Raw genomic sequence first — 17,252 nt, forward strand, 5'->3', positions numbered from 1 at the left:
GTCAATCGTGATTCTTGTTGTATCATGATTACTTGGCTCTTTCAATGATTTCCACTAATCTCCAGCATTTTGACTTGCTCAGGGGGCGGGTTTCCATGATTTTGACCGTATCGCCCGTCCGGCCTTCATTTTTTTCATCGTGTGCCGCAAATTTGGAGGTCCTTTTAACAAATTTGCCATAGATCGGGTGCTTCACCTTCCTGAGGACTTCCACGACAATGGTTTTCTCCATCTTATCGCTGACGACAACGCCGATTTTTTCTTTCCTGAGATTTCTTTCCATTTCTGTGTATGGTATTATTTAGCAGACTGTTTGTTCACTGTCCCTTTCAATTCCCGTTTCCTGAGCTCGGTGATGATGCGGGCGATGGTCCTTCGGTAGGTCTTGATCCGGTTGGGATTGTCGATCGGGGAAACAGCATGGTTGAGCTTAAGGCGCGTAAGCTGTTTCTTTTCCTCCTCCAGTCTCTCCAGCAGTTCGGGAGTGGATAATTCCTTTATGACTGTCTGTTCCATTTTTTATGATGTTGTTTCTTCAATATAATCTCTTCTGACCACAAACCTGGTTTGAACGGGCAATTTCTGTGCAGCCAGGCGGAGGGCTTCCCGTGCTATTTCCAGAGGGACTCCGTCAGCTTCAAAAAGGATCCTGCCCGGGGTGATGGGTGCCACAAATCCTTCAGGTGCTCCTTTTCCTTTCCCCATCCGGACCTCAGCCGGTTTTTTCGTGATGGGCTTGTCGGGGAATATCCGAATCCATATCTGGCCTTCACGTTTCATGTGACGTGTCACTGCCTGACGGGCAGCTTCGATCTGGCGGCCTGTCAGCCAGGCTTCCTCCAGGGTCTTGATACCAAAAGAACCAAAGGCAAGCTGGTCGCCCCGCTGGGCATTTCCTTTCATTTTGCCTTTCTGCTGCTTTCTGTATTTTGTCTTCTTTGGCTGTAACATAGCTGAGTGATATTACAAATGGTTGTTCTCGATGCTAATTATCTTGCTCCTCTTGGCTTGCCACCTCTTGGTCTGGGTTTCATTCCTGCCCCGGCCGGAGCTGTTTTGGTTTTGGGTGCTGCTGACGGGGCGAACTCCGGCTTACCGTAAATCTCGCCTTTACAGATCCATACCTTGATGCCGATACGTCCATAGGTCGTATGGGCCTCACTGATGGCATAATCAATATCGGCGCGCAGGGTATGCAACGGGATCCTGCCTTCCTTGTACTGCTCACTTCTGGCCATTTCAGCACCACCCAGCCGCCCGGAGATCTCCACCTTGATGCCTTCAGCCCCAATCCGAATGGAGGAGGCAATGGCTGTCTTGATGGCCCGGCGGTAGGAAATCCTGCCTTCGATCTGTTTGGCAATGGTCGATCCAACGATCAGGGCATCCAGTTCAGGCCTTTTGATCTCAGAAATATTGATCTGAACTTCCTTCTTCGTGAGCTTCTTCAGCTCCTCTTTCAACTTATCCACTTCCGCTCCCTGACGGCCGATAATGATACCCGGGCGGGCCGTGTTGATGGTCACCGTAACCAGTTTGAGCGTGCGTTCAATCACAATCCTGGAAACACCAGCCTTTGCCAGACGCGCATTCAGGTACTGACGGATTTTCTCATCCTCCACAAGTTTGTTTACAAAATTCTTCCCGCCATACCAGTTGGAATCCCATCCTCTGATGATCCCTAACCTGTTGCCTATTGGATTTGTTTTTTGTCCCATTAATTCGATGCGATTTATTAGTTTTTATATGGCTATGCTTCAGCTTTTTCAGTGATCTGACGGCTATCCAGGATCATGGTGACATGATTGGAACGTTTTCTGATCCGGTGCGCGCGTCCCTGCGGGGCAGGCCGGATTCTTTTGAGGACCCGGCCGCTGTCGACCATGATCTCTTTGATGTAAAGATGACTCTGTTCAATCCGTACACCTTCATTTTTGTTCTGCCAGTTGGCAATGGCAGAAAGCAGCAGTTTGCGGATGCGCAGGGATGAATAGGTCGTTGAATTTTTCAGGATGTGAAGCGCTTTTTCAACCTCCTGTCCGCGCACCATGTCCGCCACGTACCGCATCTTGCGAGGTGAGGTCGGGCAGTTGTTCAGCCTGGCAATGTAGGTCGACTTTCTCGTCTCCTTTAACGACTCTGCTGCTGATCTTTTTCTTGCTCCCATGATCTTTTCTGTTTATTGATGCTTACCTTTTCTACCCTTTATTTCCTGAATGACCCCTGAAGATCCGGGTTGGTGCGAATTCTCCCAGCTTGTGTCCAACCATGTTTTCAGTGACATAGACCGGGATGAATTTGTTCCCGTTATGCACAGCGATGGTCAGTCCGACAAAGTCAGGGGAGATCACTGAACTTCTTGACCAGGTCTTGATGACTGCTTTCTTTTTGGACTCCTGAGATTCCCTGACACGCTGGTCAAGTTTATAATGAATAAAGGGACCTTTTTTTAATGAACGACTCATAGTATTAAAAGAATTGAATTATTTCTTTCTTCTTTCGACGATGTATTTATTCGATGTATTTTTCAGGCTGCGTGTACGGTAACCTTTGGCAGGAATACCTTTCCTTGACCTGGGATGCCCACCGGAGGCACGGCCTTCCCCGCCGCCCATGGGGTGATCCACGGGGTTCATCGCCACACCACGGGTTCTTGGCCTGCGTCCCATCCATCGGGTTCTTCCGGCTTTACCCGACATTTCCAGAGAATGATCAATGTTGGACACCATTCCAATGGTCGCCTTACAGGTCTGCAGGATCATGCGTGTTTCACCTGAGGGCAGTTTCAATATGGCGAACTTGCCGTCACGCGACATCAGCTGTGCATAGGAACCTGCACTGCGCGCAATCTTGGCGCCCTGTCCGGGCCGGAGTTCAATATTATGAATGATCGTGCCGAAAGGTATCTCGCTCAGATACATTGAGTTGCCAAGATCCGGCGAAATGCCCTTCCCGGAGATGACCTGCTGTCCCACCTTCATGCCGTGGGGCGCAACGATATACCGTTTTTCACCATCGGTATAAAAAAGCAGAGCGATTCGCGCCGAGCGGTTTGGGTCGTATTCAATCGATTTGACCACTGCCGGTATATCCTCCTTATCGCGCTTGAAGTCCACCAGACGATACTGCTGCTTATGACCGCCTCCAACATAACGAATGGTCATTTTGCCTTCATTGTTTCTACCCCCGGATTTCTTTCTGGGTGTCAACAATCGCTTTTCAGGAACTGAAGAAGTAATCTCTTCGAACGCGCTGATCAATTTGAAGCGCTGACCTGAAGTTGTCGGTTTAAATTTCTTTAAAGCCATTTATCTTAGATATTGCTGTAAAAATCAATTGTTTCTCCTGCTGCCAAGGTTACGATCGCTTTCTTATAGGATTTGGTTCTTCCTGTAAGAGCTCCACCCTTTGTAAAACGGGTCTTGGTCTTACCAGAATAATTCATCGTGTTCACCTCAATGACCTCAACCCCATATAACTCCTTCACCGCACTTCTGATCTGGAGTTTATTGGCCTTTTTGTGAACAATGAAACCATACTGGTTCAATTTCTCCCCTTTCGGGGTCATCTTCTCCGTTATAACAGGTTTCAGAATAATTTCCATGGTTCTGGTATTAATAATGAATGGATCTCTTCCGAATTATCGCGTCAATACTTTTTCAATTTCCGGCAACGAACTTTCGGTAACGAAGAGTTGCCTGGCATTCAGGATGTCATAGGTATTCAGGTCGGTCGCCTGAATGACCTTTACCTGCTGGATGTTCCTGCTGGAAAGCAAGACGTTGCGGTTTGGCCTGGCCAGTACAAACATGGTTTTTTTGCCGGCAACGCTGAAATTGTTCAGCAATTCAACAAAGGATTTCGTCCGTGGTGCTTCAAAATCAAAATCCTCCAGGACGATGATCTGGTTTTCCTTTACTTTATAGGTCAATGCCGATTTTCTGGCAAGCCGTTTTACTTTTTTGTTCAGTTTAAATGCATAATCCCGGGGTTGTGGGCCAAAAATCCTGGCTCCGCCCCGGAAAAGAGGAGATTTTATGCTACCGGCACGTGCCCCGCCTGTGCCCTTTTGCCGTTTGATCTTTCGGGTACTCCCCGAAACCATGCTTTTCTCCTTGGTACAGTGCGTACCCTGGCGCTGGTTGGCCATGAATTGTTTGGTGTCCAGGTAAATCGCGTGATCATTCGGTTCAATGCCGAAGATTGATTCATCCAGCATTACCGTTCTGGCGGTTTGCTGGCCGCTTATTTGAAAAACTGCTAGCTCCATCTTTCTAGTATTAAATATGAACCATTGGGTCCGGGCACGGAACCCTTGACCAGTACAAGATTCTTTTCAGGAATCAGCTTCACGATCTGCAGGTTGATCATTTTCACACGGTCGGTACCTGTATGGCCCGCCATGCGCATTCCCGGGAGTACCCTGGAAGGATACGAGGAGGCTCCTATGGAGCCCGGTGCACGCTTCCGGTTGTGCTGACCGTGCGTGGAGTCGCCAACACCTCCGAAATGATGACGCTTGACCACTCCCTGAAAACCCTTGCCCTTGGAAATGCCCACCACATCAATGTATTCACCTTCAATGAATACCTCAACGGTTAAAACATCCCCGAATTTCTTCTGATGCCCCGATTCAAATCTTGTAAATTCCCGTACTATTTTTTTCGGCGTGACTCCTGCTTTCTCAAAATGGCCCTGAAGCGACTTTGTGGTATGTTTTTCCTTCTTCTCATCAAAAGCAAGCTGCAGAGCATCGTACCCGTCAGAATCCTTCGTTTTGACTTGTGTCACAACACAGGGGCCCGCTTCAATCACTGTGCAGGGAATATTCTTACCGTTTGCATCAAAAATGCTGGTCATTCCTATTTTTTTTCCAATCAGTCCTGACATTTTCTTTCAATTTAATGCTGAAGTAAAAGCATAATTAAACCTTAATTTCGACTTCCACGCCACTGGGTAATTCCAGCTTCATCAAAGCATCGATTGTCTTGGATGTCGTGCTGTAAATATCCAGAAGGCGCTTATAGGAGCATAACTGAAACTGCTCCCGGGATTTCTTGTTGACAAAAGTTGCCCTGTTCACGGTAAAAATCTTACGGTCGGTGGGCAACGGGATCGGGCCATTCACAACAGCACCTGTTGATTTGACCGTTTTTACGATCTTCTCTGCTGATTTATCCACCAGGTTATGATCGTATGATTTAAGTTTTATTCTGATTCTCTGGCTCACTTGTTCAATGATTATGTTTCGACAATTAGGTTTAAGTGAGAATGTATCCCTTTATTTTGTAAATGATTTCTTCGGTCAACACATCAGGAACGGGCTCATAATGAAGAAATTCCATTGTTGAGGTGGCTCTTCCCGATGTTATGGTGCGCAGGGCGGTCACATAGCCAAACATCTCTGACAAGGGCACCTTCGCCCTGATTACCTGTGAACGTATCCGCGGGAATACATCATCAACGTGCCCCCTGCGCCGGTTCAGGTCGCTGGTGACATCCCCCAGGTACTCGTCCGGTGTTATGACTTCCAGACGCATAACGGGTTCCAGCAAAATGACCTTCCCTTTTTTGCAGGCTTCCCTGAACGCCAGGTTTGCTGCAATCTCAAATGATAAAGCATCCGAGTCAACCGGATGATACGAACCATCCAGAAGCCTCACTTTCATATTGTACATTGGAAATCCAAGCAAGATCCCGTTGTTCATCGCCTGGCGGAATCCTTTTTCTATGGCCGGTATGTATTCCCTGGGAATGCTTCCTCCCTTTAATTCAGATGTGAATTGCAATCCGCTGTATCCATTCTCTGCAGGGCCAAGTTCAAAGGCGATGTCAGCGAATCTGCCCCTGCCTCCCGTCTGTTTCTTGTAGACATGCCTGAGTTCAACCGGGCCCACCAGCGCTTCCTTGTAAGCCACGTGGGGTACACCCTGGTTGATCTCCAGGTTGAATTCCCTCTTGAGCCGGTCAATGATGACTTCCAGGTGCAACTCGCCCATACCGCTGACAATGGTCTGTCCCGTTTCCGGATCCTGCCGGACCTGGAATGTCGGATCTTCCTCTGCCAGTTTGGCAAGTCCTGCTTCAAGCTTCACCAGATCATCCTGGGTTTTGGGTTCGACGGCAATGCGTATGACAGGATCCGGGAACCTGATGGGTTCAAGGGCGATCGGGTGAGCAGGATCGCACAGGGTATCACCGGTACGGATCAGTTTAAAGCCCACCGCTGCTGCAATATCACCAGCTTCAATACGTTCCAGGGGCTTTTGCTTGTTGGCATGCATCTGCAGGATGCGGGAAATGCGCTCCCGTTTTTCGGTATGCGTGTTCAGTACCGTTTCCCCTGCTTCCAGTGCACCGGAATAGACCCTGAAAAAAGCAATGCGACCCACAAAAGGATCCGTGGCAATCTTAAAGGCCAGGGCGGTGAAAGGTTCCAACAGATCTGCCTTCCTGATCTCTTCTTTTTCCGTGTAGGGATTCAATCCAACGACAGGCGGAACATCAAGGGGGCAGGGCAGGTACCGGACAATGGCATCCAGCAGGCTCTGTATCCCTTTGTTTTTCAGGGCTGCACCACAGAGAACAGGTGTGATGTGCATTGAAAGCGTGGCTTTTCTCAATCCTTTTTGAATCTCAGCGACCGTAATGGATTCCGGGTCATTGATGAATTTCTCAAAAAGCTGATCATCCGTTTCCACCACTCCCTCAATCAATTTCATCCTGTAGGTATCCACCAGCTCAGTCATATCCTCCGGGACAGGGATTTCAAAGTACACCATACCCAGGGATTCCTCATCCCACTGGTAGGCTTTCCGGTGAATCAGGTCAACAACACCGGAAAAAGTCTCTTCATGTCCGATAGGCAGTTCAATGGCGACCGGATTTGCTCCCAGTTTATCCTTGATCTGGGTAATGACACTGAAGTAATCGGCCCCCGGACGATCCATTTTATTGACGAAGCATATCCTTGGAACGCCGTACTTATCAGCCTGTTTCCACACTGTTTCCGATTGGGGTTCCACTCCGCCAACACCACAGAAGATGGCGATGGCCCCATCCAGGATCCGCAGCGACCGCTCCACCTCAACGGTAAAATCCACGTGACCGGGCGTATCGATGATGTTGATCCGGTATTTTTCCGCGTCAGCATCCCAAAAAACGGTAGTGGCAGCGGAAGTTATGGTAATGCCCCTCTCCTGCTCCTGAACCATCCAGTCCATGGTGGCTGTTCCATCATGTACTTCTCCCATTCGGTAATTAATGCCGGTATAATACAATATGCGCTCGGTCGTTGTGGTCTTACCCGCATCGATGTGAGCCATAATGCCTATGTTCCTTATATGTAATAACCGGTCCGACATTTTTCGTTCCTTACGCTGTAGGTTTGTGTCTGCCGACTAGAACCTGAAATGCGAGAATGCCTTGTTCGCTTCGGCCATGCGATGGGTGTCTTCTTTCTTCTTAAAGGCGGATCCCTCTTCTTTAAATGCAGCCAGTATTTCACCTGCAAGCTTTTGTCCCATCGATTTTTCGTGACGGGCGCGGGAATATTTGATCAGGTTCTTCATTCCGATCGACAACTTACGGGATGGCCTGATCTCGGAAGGGATCTGGAAAGTGGCTCCGCCGATCCTCCTGCTTCGCACTTCAACAGCAGGGGTCACGTTGGCCAGGGCCTTTTTCCAGACTTCCAGTCCATCTTCCCCAGTCCGTTCACTGACCGCATCAATGGCCTCGTAGAAGACTTTAAAGGCAAGATTTTTCTTCCCACGGTACATCATGTTGTTCACAAATTTTGTGACCATGAGATCATTGAATCTTGGATCCGGCAGTACTTCTACCTTTGTTGGTTTACTCTTTCTCATAGAACACTATATAATGTATCTTACTTTTTCTTCGGCCGTTTCGTACCGTATTTCGACCTTCTCTGGTTTCTTCCTTCCACACCGGAAGTATCGAGGGCACCCCGGATGATATGATACCTCACCCCGGGCAAGTCCTTCACCCTGCCTCCCCGTATCATGACGATCGAGTGCTCCTGAAGGTTATGTCCTTCCCCCGGAATGTACGCATTGACCTCCTTTGAGTTGGTCAGCCTGACCCTGGCCACTTTCCGCATGGCGGAATTGGGCTTCTTGGGAGTGGTGGTATAAACCCTCACACAAACCGCCCTGCGCTGCGGACAGGAGTCCAGAGCAGGTGATTTGCTCTTGTAGATTAATTTTTTCCTTCCTTTACGGACTAATTGTTGAATCGTTGGCATAGCTACGATTTTTGTTCACATTAATAATTAAAAGGAATATTAAGGAAGGATACAGTAAGAGTTTGCAGACCTGTCCGAAGGAAGTTCGTCGAAAATCCTTTTCGGTCGAAACCTATAACCGTCTTACTTTATCAGGTTTCCTGAATATTCTGAGACTGTGTCTCTGTTTTAATGAAATGAAAGAACCTTGAAATTCGTTCTGCTTCCAATAAAGCGGGTGCAAAAGTACAATTAATTTTTGATTTACAAACCTTTTTATCATTTTTTTTAAACCAATTTATTATCCCAAATCAATTACTTTTGCCAGACCTGACCACAGAAGCATGAATATACTTGAAGACCTGAACAATGAGCAGCGATTGGCTGTAGAACACATCGAGGGTCCCATCATGGTTCTTGCCGGAGCAGGTTCAGGGAAAACCAGGGTACTGACCTATAAGGTGGCGTACCTGATCAACCTTGGCATTGATCCATTTTCGATCCTGGCCCTAACTTTTACAAACAAAGCTGCCAGGGAAATGAAAAAAAGGATCATCTCCCTGGTGGATAACCACGACGCCAGGAATGTATGGATGGGCACGTTTCACTCGATCTTTGCCCGCATTCTGAGAATGGAAGCCCATCGGCTGGGCTTCCCCTCCAATTACACGATCTATGATACGGACGATTCAAAGAGCCTGATGAAATCCATCATTACAGAACAAGGACTCGATACGAAAATCTATGCACCCTCCTCCGTGCTGAACCGCATTTCAAAGGCAAAGATCAACCTGATCACCCCGGATGTCTATCAACAGGATCCTCAGCTGAACCTGCAGGATAAACTTGCGGGGAGACCTAAGACAGGCGATCTTTATTCACTCTACCAGAACAGGCTGGTCAAAGCGGCAGCCATGGATTTCGACGACCTGCTTCTGAACATGTACCGCCTGCTGGAGGAATTTCCGGACGTCCTGTACAAATATCAGCAGAAGTTCCTGTTCGTCCTGGTGGATGAATACCAGGACACCAACTTTGTGCAATACGCCATCCTTAAAAAGCTGGCCGCCAACAATGAAAATATCTGCGTCGTCGGCGATGATGCTCAAAGCATCTATGCATTCAGAGGGGCCAATATTCAGAATATCCTCAATTTCAAGAACGATTACCCCGACGTGGCTGTGTACAAACTCGAACAAAACTACCGTTCCACCAAAACCATCGTCAAGGTGGCCAACGGAGTCATTGTTCGTAATAAAGATCAGATTTACAAAGAAATATGGACAAATAACGAAGAGGGCACGCTCATCAGCCTGTTAAAGGCTGTGACGGATGGCGAAGAAGGAACACTGGTTGCCAATGCGATTTTTGAAAACAAAATGAACCACCAGCTCCGGAATGATGCCTTTGCCATTCTTTACCGGACGAATGCGCAATCAAGGGCTTTTGAAGAATCCCTGCGCAAGATGAATATCCCCTACAGGATCTACGGGGGATTGTCCTTTTACAAACGAAAGGAGATCAAAGATCTGCTTGGCTATTTCCGCCTGGTGATCAACAACAAGGATGAGGAAGCCTTTCTCCGGATCATCAATTATCCTGCAAGGGGTATCGGTAAAACCAGCTGTGAGAGGCTAGTGGTCCAGGCAGACAAAGATAAGACCAGCATCTGGGATGTCATCGGAAAAATGCCGGATAAGGATATCGGGATTCCGATACCCACCCAGCATAAAATATCCGAATTTTCGATGATGATCAAAAGCCATTCGGCTCAGCTCAAAAAAAAGAATGCCTATGACCTGGCCAAAGAGATCGCTTCCTCTTCCGGGATGCTGAAAGAACTTTACGACGACAAGACACCCGAAGGAGTCAGCCGCTTCGAGAACATTGAAGAATTGCTCAATGCCATCCGTGATTTCACAGAAAAAGACAGCGCGCTGTCGCCCACGGCCGAAAACCTCGAAAACGTACCCAAGTCCCTGGATGAGTTCATGCAGGAAATAGCCCTGCTGACCGACGCGGATACACCCGACACCGAAGATCCCGATCACGTTTCACTGATGACCATTCACGCGGCCAAGGGACTGGAATTTCCTTATGTTTACATCGTTGGACTCGAGGAGAACCTGTTCCCGTCCATTCAGTCGCTTAACTCACGTGCCGATCTGGAGGAAGAACGAAGGCTTTTCTATGTCGCACTCACCAGGGCAATGAAAAAAGTGACCCTTTCGTATGCAGAGAACCGCTATCGGTGGGGTAAGCTGACGGCCTCCGAACCAAGCCGGTTCGTTGATGAAATCGATTTCAATGCATTCGAAATGCCGAAAAAAGTGACTTTTTTACCGGAAGAACACAGATCCTCCTCCGGGAACCGTGCACCGGATCAAAATGACCGGAGACATCCTTTCCGCAAAAATTTCAGGCGGCTGATACCAGGTCAGGACAACGATCCGGGCGAGGACTCAGAACTGATCCAGACCGGAATGGACGTCGAACACACACGGTTCGGAAAAGGGAAGGTGATCAGCATCGAAGGGACCGGCCCCAATAAAAAGGCAACCATCTTTTTCCAGAACATTGGCCAGAAACAGCTTTTATTGAAGTTTGCCCGGCTCAGGATCCTGTAAATCACCACCGGGTATATGTCCTTTCTTTCTAAAATCACTGGAAATTTTGTTGCAAAAAAAATTATCGTATATTTGCAGCCGAATCTACCGTTAAAGCTAAAAGCATTCTATTGCCGTTTTAAATTTACTTCCTGAGAGAATCGCTCCATTCAGTGATCATTTAACGACCGAAATCATTTAATCGCATTAATATCCATGGATTATAACACCGCGCGTAACAAGCTTATCCTACGGGAATATGGCCGGAATGTGCAAAAGATGGTTGAAAGCCTGAACACAATAGAAGATCCCGAAGTCCGTGCCCAATCTGCAAAAGCGATCATCAACGTCATGTCGCAGCTTAATCCCACGATCCGTGAAGCTGGTGACATACGGCACAAACTCTGGGATCATATCTTCATCATGTCGGATTTCAAACTTGAGGTGGACAGCCCGTTCCCTCCCCCATCACCGGAGGAAATCTTCAAACGGCCAAAACGACTGAAATATCACGACAGGGATATCCAATTCCGCCACTATGGAAATAACATCGAGCTAATCATACAAAAAGCCATTGACTATCCGGAAGGGCCCGAAAAACAGGCATTGGTCCACACCATTGCCAACCATCTGAAAAAGTCATACCTCAGCTGGAACCGCGAATCTGTTACGGATGAACTCATCGCCCAGCATCTGGAACTGCTGTCGAAGGGTCAGTTAAAACTGGGTACAGAAGATAAACTCAGTCATACCAGCGATATTCTTGCCCGGAACAAAAAGAAAAAATTCGTCAAGGAGCCTCCCCAGGGAATGAACAAAAACCACAACTCCGGGTATAAGAACGGCTTCAACCACAACTTCAATCCACGCCAGAGAAAAGACCGGCGCCCAAAACCACAGGAATAAAGAATTCCTTATCTTTGGAACGTTAATTTCTACAGATGAGCTCATTTATTATTGAAGGGGGCCGGCAGCTGTATGGGACCATACGTCCGCAGGGCGCCAAGAACGAAGCATTGCAGGTTATCTGTGCCACCCTCCTGACTGCAGAAAAAGTGACCATTGAAAACGTACCTGACATCCGGGATGTCAATCACCTGATTGAATTACTGAAGGGATTGGGAGTAAAGGTGCTACAGACCGCTGCGGAAACTTTCTCATTTCAGGCCGATCAGGTCAACCTGGATTATCTCCGGTCTGAGGAATTCAAAAACAAATCAAAGAGCCTGAGAGGTTCCATTATGATCCTTGGTCCGCTGCTGGGAAGGTTCAACATTGGGTACCTGCACCAGCCCGGCGGTGACAAGATCGGCCGGCGGCGCCTTGACACACACTATGTCGGTCTGTCGGCTCTGGGCGCCCAGTTCACCTACCTGCCGGATGAAAATTTTTTTAAGGTCTGGACGGATGGACTCCAGGGCACCTACATGCTCCTGGATGAGGCTTCCGTGACCGGGACGGCCAACATCGTCATGGCGGCAGTGCTTGCCCGGGGCACGACCACGATCTTCAACGCAGCCTGCGAACCGTATGTCCTTCAGCTCTGCCGTATGCTCAACGCCATGGGTGCACGCATATCCGGAGTAGGTTCCAATCTTCTGCACATCGATGGCGTGAAAGCTCTGCAGGGATGCTCCCACAGGTTGCTGCCGGATATGATCGAAATCGGGAGTTTTATTGGCCTGGCTGCAATGACGCAATCGGAACTGACCATCCAGGGTGTGGATCTTATCCAACTGGGCCTGATTCCGGAAGTGTTCCGCCGCCTGGGGATCCAGGTACAGCAGTCCGGAAATGACCTTTTCATCCCCAGACAAGCCCATTACGAGGTTGAAACGTTCATGGACGGATCCATCATGACGATTGCCGACGCACCGTGGCCCGGATTTACTCCCGACCTGATCAGTATCGCACTGGTCGTCGCCATCCAGGCAAAAGGAAGTGTGCTCATTCACCAGAAGATGTTTGAAAGCAGACTTTTCTTTGTCGACAAGCTGATCGATATGGGAGCCCGCATCATCCTCTGTGATCCGCACCGTGCCACTGTCATCGGGCTCGATCACGAACATGCTCTCAAAGGAATCGACATGACCTCTCCCGACATACGCGCAGGGGTAGCCTTACTGATCGCTGCCCTCTCCGCACAGGGAACCAGCGTGATCCATAACATCGAACAAATCGACAGGGGTTATCAGCACATCGACGAACGATTGAACCTTATCGGAGCCTCCGTTCAAAGACGGTGACCCTGCCTGCCATTTTGTCGCTAAGTGCACAATGGCAAATTAATTGATGATTCGCACAATTCACCTGTTTTAGAAGAGTTTTAGTTCTATTCATAAAATTAATATCCGGATTCAATCATGAGCGAGCAAGAAAAAAAGAAGAATATAACCGGCAAAACACTCAAAAAAACAGTTCCATCAAAGGCACTGGAAGAGATCAGCAAAAAACTGGAGGAAACCAACGATAAGTATCTCCGCCTCTACTCAGAATTCGATAACTACCGTAAACGAACGCTCCGGGAAAAAAGCGAACTGATAAAGACCGCTTCCTCCGGGATCATCCTTGACCTGCTGCCCGTTCTGGATGACTTCGACCGTGCCATTCAAAATTCTGAGACTACTGACCAGTGTGAAGTCATCAAAGAAGGAGAAAGACTGATCCTGGCAAAACTTAAAAGGATCCTTGAACAGAAGGGACTGCAGGAGATGAAAACCATCGGAGAGCCCTTCGACACTGATCTGCACGATGCGGTAACGAACGTTACCGCACCATCAGATGACTTGAAGGGAAAAATCATCGACCAGACGCAAAAAGGTTACACACTCAACGGGAAAGTGATCCGGTATGCCAAGGTGGTGGTGGGAGCATAGCCATTTCGCAGTTGACATTCAGTAGTTAAACAATTGAACTATAGAACAATTTGACAATTTAATAATTTGACAATTTAGTAGATGTCCAAACGCGATTATTACGAAATACTTGGAGTTCCAAAGAATGCTGACGAGACCGAGATCAAGAAAGCTTATCGTAAAATGGCGCTCAAGTATCATCCCGACAAAAATCCGGGTGATAAAGAGGCTGAGGAACATTTCAAAGAGGCAGCCGAAGCCTACGAGGTACTCAGCAATCCGGAAAAGCGACGCAAATACGATCAGTTTGGGCACGAAGGCGTACGTGGCTCAGCAGGCGGCGGAGCTGGCGGGTTTGGCATGAGCATGGAAGACATCTTCAGCCAGTTCGGAGATATTTTTGGTGACGCATTTGGAAACTTTGGCGGTTTTGGATTTGGAACAGGGACACGGGAAAGGCAAAAGCGAACCACACGTGGAACCAATCTGCGCGTCAAGGTCAAGCTCACTTTGGAAGAAATTGCACACGGGGTGGAAAAAAAGATCAAGGTAACCAAATATGTATCCTGCGAACACTGCCAGGGTACAGGTGCCGAAGGAGGCAGTTCATACCAGACCTGTTCAGCCTGCAGGGGTTCCGGACACGTCACCCGCGTGACCAGCACCTTCCTGGGACAGATGCAAACGACATCCACCTGCCCCAATTGCGGAGGTGAAGGAAAGATCATCACCAACCGCTGTATCAAATGTGCCGGACACGGAATCGTCAACGGCGAAGAAGTCATTACCATCAAAATACCAGCCGGAGTGGCCGAAGGAATGCAATTGTCCCTCAACGGAAAAGGAAACGCCGCTGCCCGTAATGGAATCCCCGGCGACCTGATCGTACTCATCGAAGAAGAAAAACATCCCTATCTGCAACGAGACGATCATAACCTGATCTATGAGCACTATATCAGCCTCCCGGAGGCCGCCATGGGAACCTCCATCGATGTGCCCACCATCGATGGCAAAGCACGGATCAAAATACCACCGGGAACACAGCCGGGGAAAATTTTCAGGCTCAAGGACAAAGGCATACCCGTGCTGAACGGATATGGTCAGCGTGGAGATGAACTGGTGACTGTTCAGGTATGGGTTCCAAAATCCCTTACCAGAGAAGAAAAAGAAATGATGGAAAAATTGTTGCACTCCGTGAATTTCAAACCCAGCCCTTCGGGAAAGGATAAAAATTTCTTCGGCAGGTGGAAGGATATGTTCAATTCTTGAAATCCCAATGCAAAACGAAATTCTAACAGCCACCGGTGTCACCAAGCGGTATGCGAACCATACAGCCCTTAAATCGGTGTCACTGGGTGTACCCGAGCAGAGCATCTATGGTTTGCTGGGACCCAATGGCGCCGGGAAAACCACCTTCATCCGGATCGTGAACCAGATCCTGGCAATGGATGAAGGTTCAATTACCTGGAAAAATGAAAGGTTATCACCTGACCATATCTGCCGGATCGGCTATTTGCCCGAAGAAAGAGGACTCTATAAAAAAATGAAGGTCGGGGAGCAGGCACTCTACCTGGCACAGTTGAAAGGATTAAGCTCTAACGATGCACAGCGCCGGCTCAAATGGTGGTTCTCCCGGTTCGATATCATGGGGTGGTGGAACCGGAAAGTGGAGGAACTGTCCAAAGGCATGCAGCAAAAAGTGCAATTTGTGGTGACCGTCATCCATGAGCCTGAATTACTGATCTTTGATGAACCTTTCAGCGGCTTTGACCCCATCAACGTCAACATCTTGAAAGAAGAGATCCTCCGCCTTCGCAACCAGGGTGCCACGATCATCTTTTCCACCCACAACATGGCATCCGTTGAAGAACTCTGCGACCATATCGCCCTGCTGAACCGATCGGAGAAGATCCTGGAGGGAAAAGTCACCGATATCAAAAATACTTACAGGACAAATGCCTATGTCATTTACTTTGACGGTCCGGCAGAGTCGCTCCGTCCGATCCTCCATCCATCCTATCAGATCCTGGAAGAAGACCTCGGGAGCGGGCTGAAATCATCCAGGATCCGTTTGCCAAAGGATGCAAACCCAAATGATCTGATCGTAAATCTGCTCCCGCATATCACCATCCACGGTTTTTCGGAACTTCTCCCAACCATGAATGATATCTTCATTTCCAAGGTAAATGAATACAGCAAGCCATCCACATGAATAAAATCAAACTGATCATCCGGAGGGAATTCCTTTCACGCGTCAAAAAACGCTCGTTCCTCGTCATGACACTTCTTGGCCCAATCCTGATGGCGGCCATGTTCATCATTCCGGTCTACATAACCACCCGCCAGGGCGATGTCAAAAAAATTGCCATCCTCGATGAAACCGGCATCTTCCACCAAAAGTTCACCGATACAAAAATTTTAATCTTTAAACAGGTAAGCGGTGACCCGGAAACGCTGAAAACCCATTTTGCCGATAGCGGATACTACGCCATCCTGCACATTCCAAAAACAGAGGTGATCATCCCCTCCTCTGCCATCATTTATTCCAGCAAGCAGGCCAGTGTCACTGTCACCAGCCATATAAGAAACATCATGCAAAAAGAGGTGGAAAGGCTGAAGCTGGAAGCCTCAGGTGTTGACGAAGCGGTGATTGAAAGTGCCAAAACCAAAATTCAGCTGGCCACCTTCAAGATCGACAGGGAAGGTCACGAAGAAAAAAGCTATACGGAGGTCAGCATGGTGATCGGATATATTGGCGGATTTCTGATCTACATCTTCATCTTCATGTACGGATCCCAGGTGATGCGGGGTGTCATTGAGGAAAAAACCAGCCGGATCGTCGAAGTGATCCTTTCTAGCGTCAAACCCTTTCAGCTGATGATGGGGAAGATCATTGGCATTGCCCTTGTAGGGCTGACCCAGTTCATTTTATGGGTACTGCTCACTGGTGCGCTGGTGACGACTTTCTCCGCCATGACCGGAACATCCCTGTCGGAAGCAGGATCATCCCAGATGCTTACGGAGGACAGCCGTCTGGTTCCCTCAGAATCCTTACCGGATGAAGAAGAACTGGGCAGCGATGAACTTCAGTTTGTGCTGGAGGCTATCCATACGCTCAATTATGGAACGATCCTCGGCTTTTTCCTCTTCTTTTTCGTTGGCGGCTACCTTCTTTACGCAGCGATGTTCGCTGCCATCGGCTCCGCAGTCGACAACGAAGCTGACACTCAGCAATTCATGTTACCCATCACTGTTCCGCTCATTCTGGCCATTGTCCTGATTCCGTATATCATCAACAATCCTGAGGGCCCCCTGGTTTTCTGGGCTTCCATCATACCCTTCACATCCCCGATCGCCATGATGGCTAGAATCCCCTTCGGAGTCCCCTACCTGGATCTGGTGCTTTCGGTCGTTCTTCTCATTCTTGGATTCGTGGGGACAACCTGGCTGGCAGGACGGATCTACCGGACGGGAATATTGATGTATGGGAAAAAGGTGAATTACAGGGAGCTTGGAAAATGGATTACCTACCGGCAATAGGAAATA

General features: G+C 48.5%; 21 protein-coding genes. 7 read left to right on the forward strand and 14 right to left on the reverse strand.

The features are described 5' to 3' along the window. Positions 1–28: 28 nt before the first annotated feature. The 14 genes from rpsQ to rpsL are packed head-to-tail and all read right to left on the reverse strand — an operon-like array spanning position 29 to position 8,266. Positions 29–283, reverse strand: a complete 255-nt coding sequence (rpsQ, locus tag PKI34_10330; GenBank protein ID HNS18204.1) for a 30S ribosomal protein S17 — start codon at positions 281–283, stop codon at positions 29–31. A 14-nt stretch (positions 284–297) separates the two neighbouring features. Continuing rightward, complete coding sequence (rpmC, locus tag PKI34_10335; protein HNS18205.1) at positions 298–516, reverse strand: 50S ribosomal protein L29; 219 nt, start codon at positions 514–516, stop codon at positions 298–300. 3 nt (positions 517–519) lie between these two features. After that, positions 520–951 carry a 50S ribosomal protein L16 gene (rplP, locus tag PKI34_10340; protein ID HNS18206.1) on the reverse strand — a complete coding sequence of 144 codons (432 nt, stop codon included), beginning with the start codon at positions 949–951 and terminating at the stop codon, positions 520–522. Positions 952–989: 38 nt separating this feature from the next. Beyond that, on the reverse strand, positions 990–1,718 hold the full coding sequence (gene rpsC / locus PKI34_10345) for a 30S ribosomal protein S3 (protein ID HNS18207.1): 729 nt from the start codon (positions 1,716–1,718) through the stop codon (positions 990–992). A gap of 32 nt (positions 1,719–1,750) precedes the next feature. Further along, complete coding sequence (rplV, locus tag PKI34_10350) at positions 1,751–2,167, reverse strand: 50S ribosomal protein L22 (GenBank protein ID HNS18208.1); 417 nt, start codon at positions 2,165–2,167, stop codon at positions 1,751–1,753. 31 nt (positions 2,168–2,198) lie between these two features. After that, entirely contained in the window at positions 2,199–2,465 is a 267-nt protein-coding gene (gene rpsS / locus PKI34_10355) for a 30S ribosomal protein S19 (GenBank protein HNS18209.1), read from the reverse strand. Positions 2,466–2,483: 18 nt separating this feature from the next. Next, on the reverse strand, positions 2,484–3,308 hold the full coding sequence (rplB, locus tag PKI34_10360) for a 50S ribosomal protein L2 (protein HNS18210.1): 825 nt from the start codon (positions 3,306–3,308) through the stop codon (positions 2,484–2,486). A 5-nt stretch (positions 3,309–3,313) separates the two neighbouring features. After that, on the reverse strand, positions 3,314–3,604 hold the full coding sequence (gene rplW / locus PKI34_10365) for a 50S ribosomal protein L23 (GenBank protein HNS18211.1): 291 nt from the start codon (positions 3,602–3,604) through the stop codon (positions 3,314–3,316). Positions 3,605–3,640: 36 nt separating this feature from the next. Further along, positions 3,641–4,270, reverse strand: coding sequence for a 50S ribosomal protein L4 (gene rplD / locus PKI34_10370; GenBank protein HNS18212.1), 630 nt, complete (start codon positions 4,268–4,270; stop codon positions 3,641–3,643). Then, entirely contained in the window at positions 4,261–4,890 is a 630-nt protein-coding gene (gene rplC / locus PKI34_10375) for a 50S ribosomal protein L3 (GenBank protein HNS18213.1), read from the reverse strand. Before rplC ends, rplD begins: the two co-directional genes overlap by 10 nt. A gap of 34 nt (positions 4,891–4,924) precedes the next feature. Then, complete coding sequence (gene rpsJ, locus PKI34_10380; protein ID HNS18214.1) at positions 4,925–5,230, reverse strand: 30S ribosomal protein S10; 306 nt, start codon at positions 5,228–5,230, stop codon at positions 4,925–4,927. Between the two features lie 31 nt (positions 5,231–5,261). Further along, complete coding sequence (fusA, locus tag PKI34_10385) at positions 5,262–7,364, reverse strand: elongation factor G (GenBank protein ID HNS18215.1); 2,103 nt, start codon at positions 7,362–7,364, stop codon at positions 5,262–5,264. 36 nt (positions 7,365–7,400) lie between these two features. Further along, positions 7,401–7,868, reverse strand: a complete 468-nt coding sequence (gene rpsG / locus PKI34_10390; protein HNS18216.1) for a 30S ribosomal protein S7 — start codon at positions 7,866–7,868, stop codon at positions 7,401–7,403. Between the two features lie 20 nt (positions 7,869–7,888). After that, complete coding sequence (rpsL, locus tag PKI34_10395; protein ID HNS18217.1) at positions 7,889–8,266, reverse strand: 30S ribosomal protein S12; 378 nt, start codon at positions 8,264–8,266, stop codon at positions 7,889–7,891. A gap of 323 nt (positions 8,267–8,589) precedes the next feature. Between rpsL and PKI34_10400 the strand changes: the two genes are divergently transcribed. From PKI34_10400 to PKI34_10430, 7 genes are all read left to right on the forward strand, one after another. After that, entirely contained in the window at positions 8,590–10,872 is a 2,283-nt protein-coding gene (locus PKI34_10400) for a 3'-5' exonuclease (protein HNS18218.1), read from the forward strand. Positions 10,873–11,067: 195 nt separating this feature from the next. Beyond that, positions 11,068–11,757 carry a DUF4290 domain-containing protein gene (locus tag PKI34_10405; GenBank protein ID HNS18219.1) on the forward strand — a complete coding sequence of 230 codons (690 nt, stop codon included), beginning with the start codon at positions 11,068–11,070 and terminating at the stop codon, positions 11,755–11,757. 35 nt (positions 11,758–11,792) lie between these two features. Further along, positions 11,793–13,097 carry a UDP-N-acetylglucosamine 1-carboxyvinyltransferase gene (gene murA, locus PKI34_10410; GenBank protein ID HNS18220.1) on the forward strand — a complete coding sequence of 435 codons (1,305 nt, stop codon included), beginning with the start codon at positions 11,793–11,795 and terminating at the stop codon, positions 13,095–13,097. A 117-nt stretch (positions 13,098–13,214) separates the two neighbouring features. Beyond that, positions 13,215–13,727, forward strand: a complete 513-nt coding sequence (locus PKI34_10415) for a nucleotide exchange factor GrpE (protein HNS18221.1) — start codon at positions 13,215–13,217, stop codon at positions 13,725–13,727. 81 nt (positions 13,728–13,808) lie between these two features. After that, positions 13,809–14,975, forward strand: a complete 1,167-nt coding sequence (dnaJ, locus tag PKI34_10420; GenBank protein HNS18222.1) for a molecular chaperone DnaJ — start codon at positions 13,809–13,811, stop codon at positions 14,973–14,975. Between the two features lie 7 nt (positions 14,976–14,982). After that, complete coding sequence (locus PKI34_10425; GenBank protein HNS18223.1) at positions 14,983–15,918, forward strand: ATP-binding cassette domain-containing protein; 936 nt, start codon at positions 14,983–14,985, stop codon at positions 15,916–15,918. Then, the gene (locus PKI34_10430) at positions 15,915–17,246 is read left to right on the forward strand and encodes an ABC transporter permease (protein HNS18224.1); all 1,332 of its coding nucleotides are present in this window, start codon (positions 15,915–15,917) and stop codon (positions 17,244–17,246) included. Before PKI34_10425 ends, PKI34_10430 begins: the two co-directional genes overlap by 4 nt. Positions 17,247–17,252 lie beyond the last annotated feature (6 nt).

The organism is Bacteroidales bacterium, from assembly GCA_035342335.1.
Taxonomy (GTDB): Bacteria; Bacteroidota; Bacteroidia; order Bacteroidales; family JAGONC01; genus JAGONC01.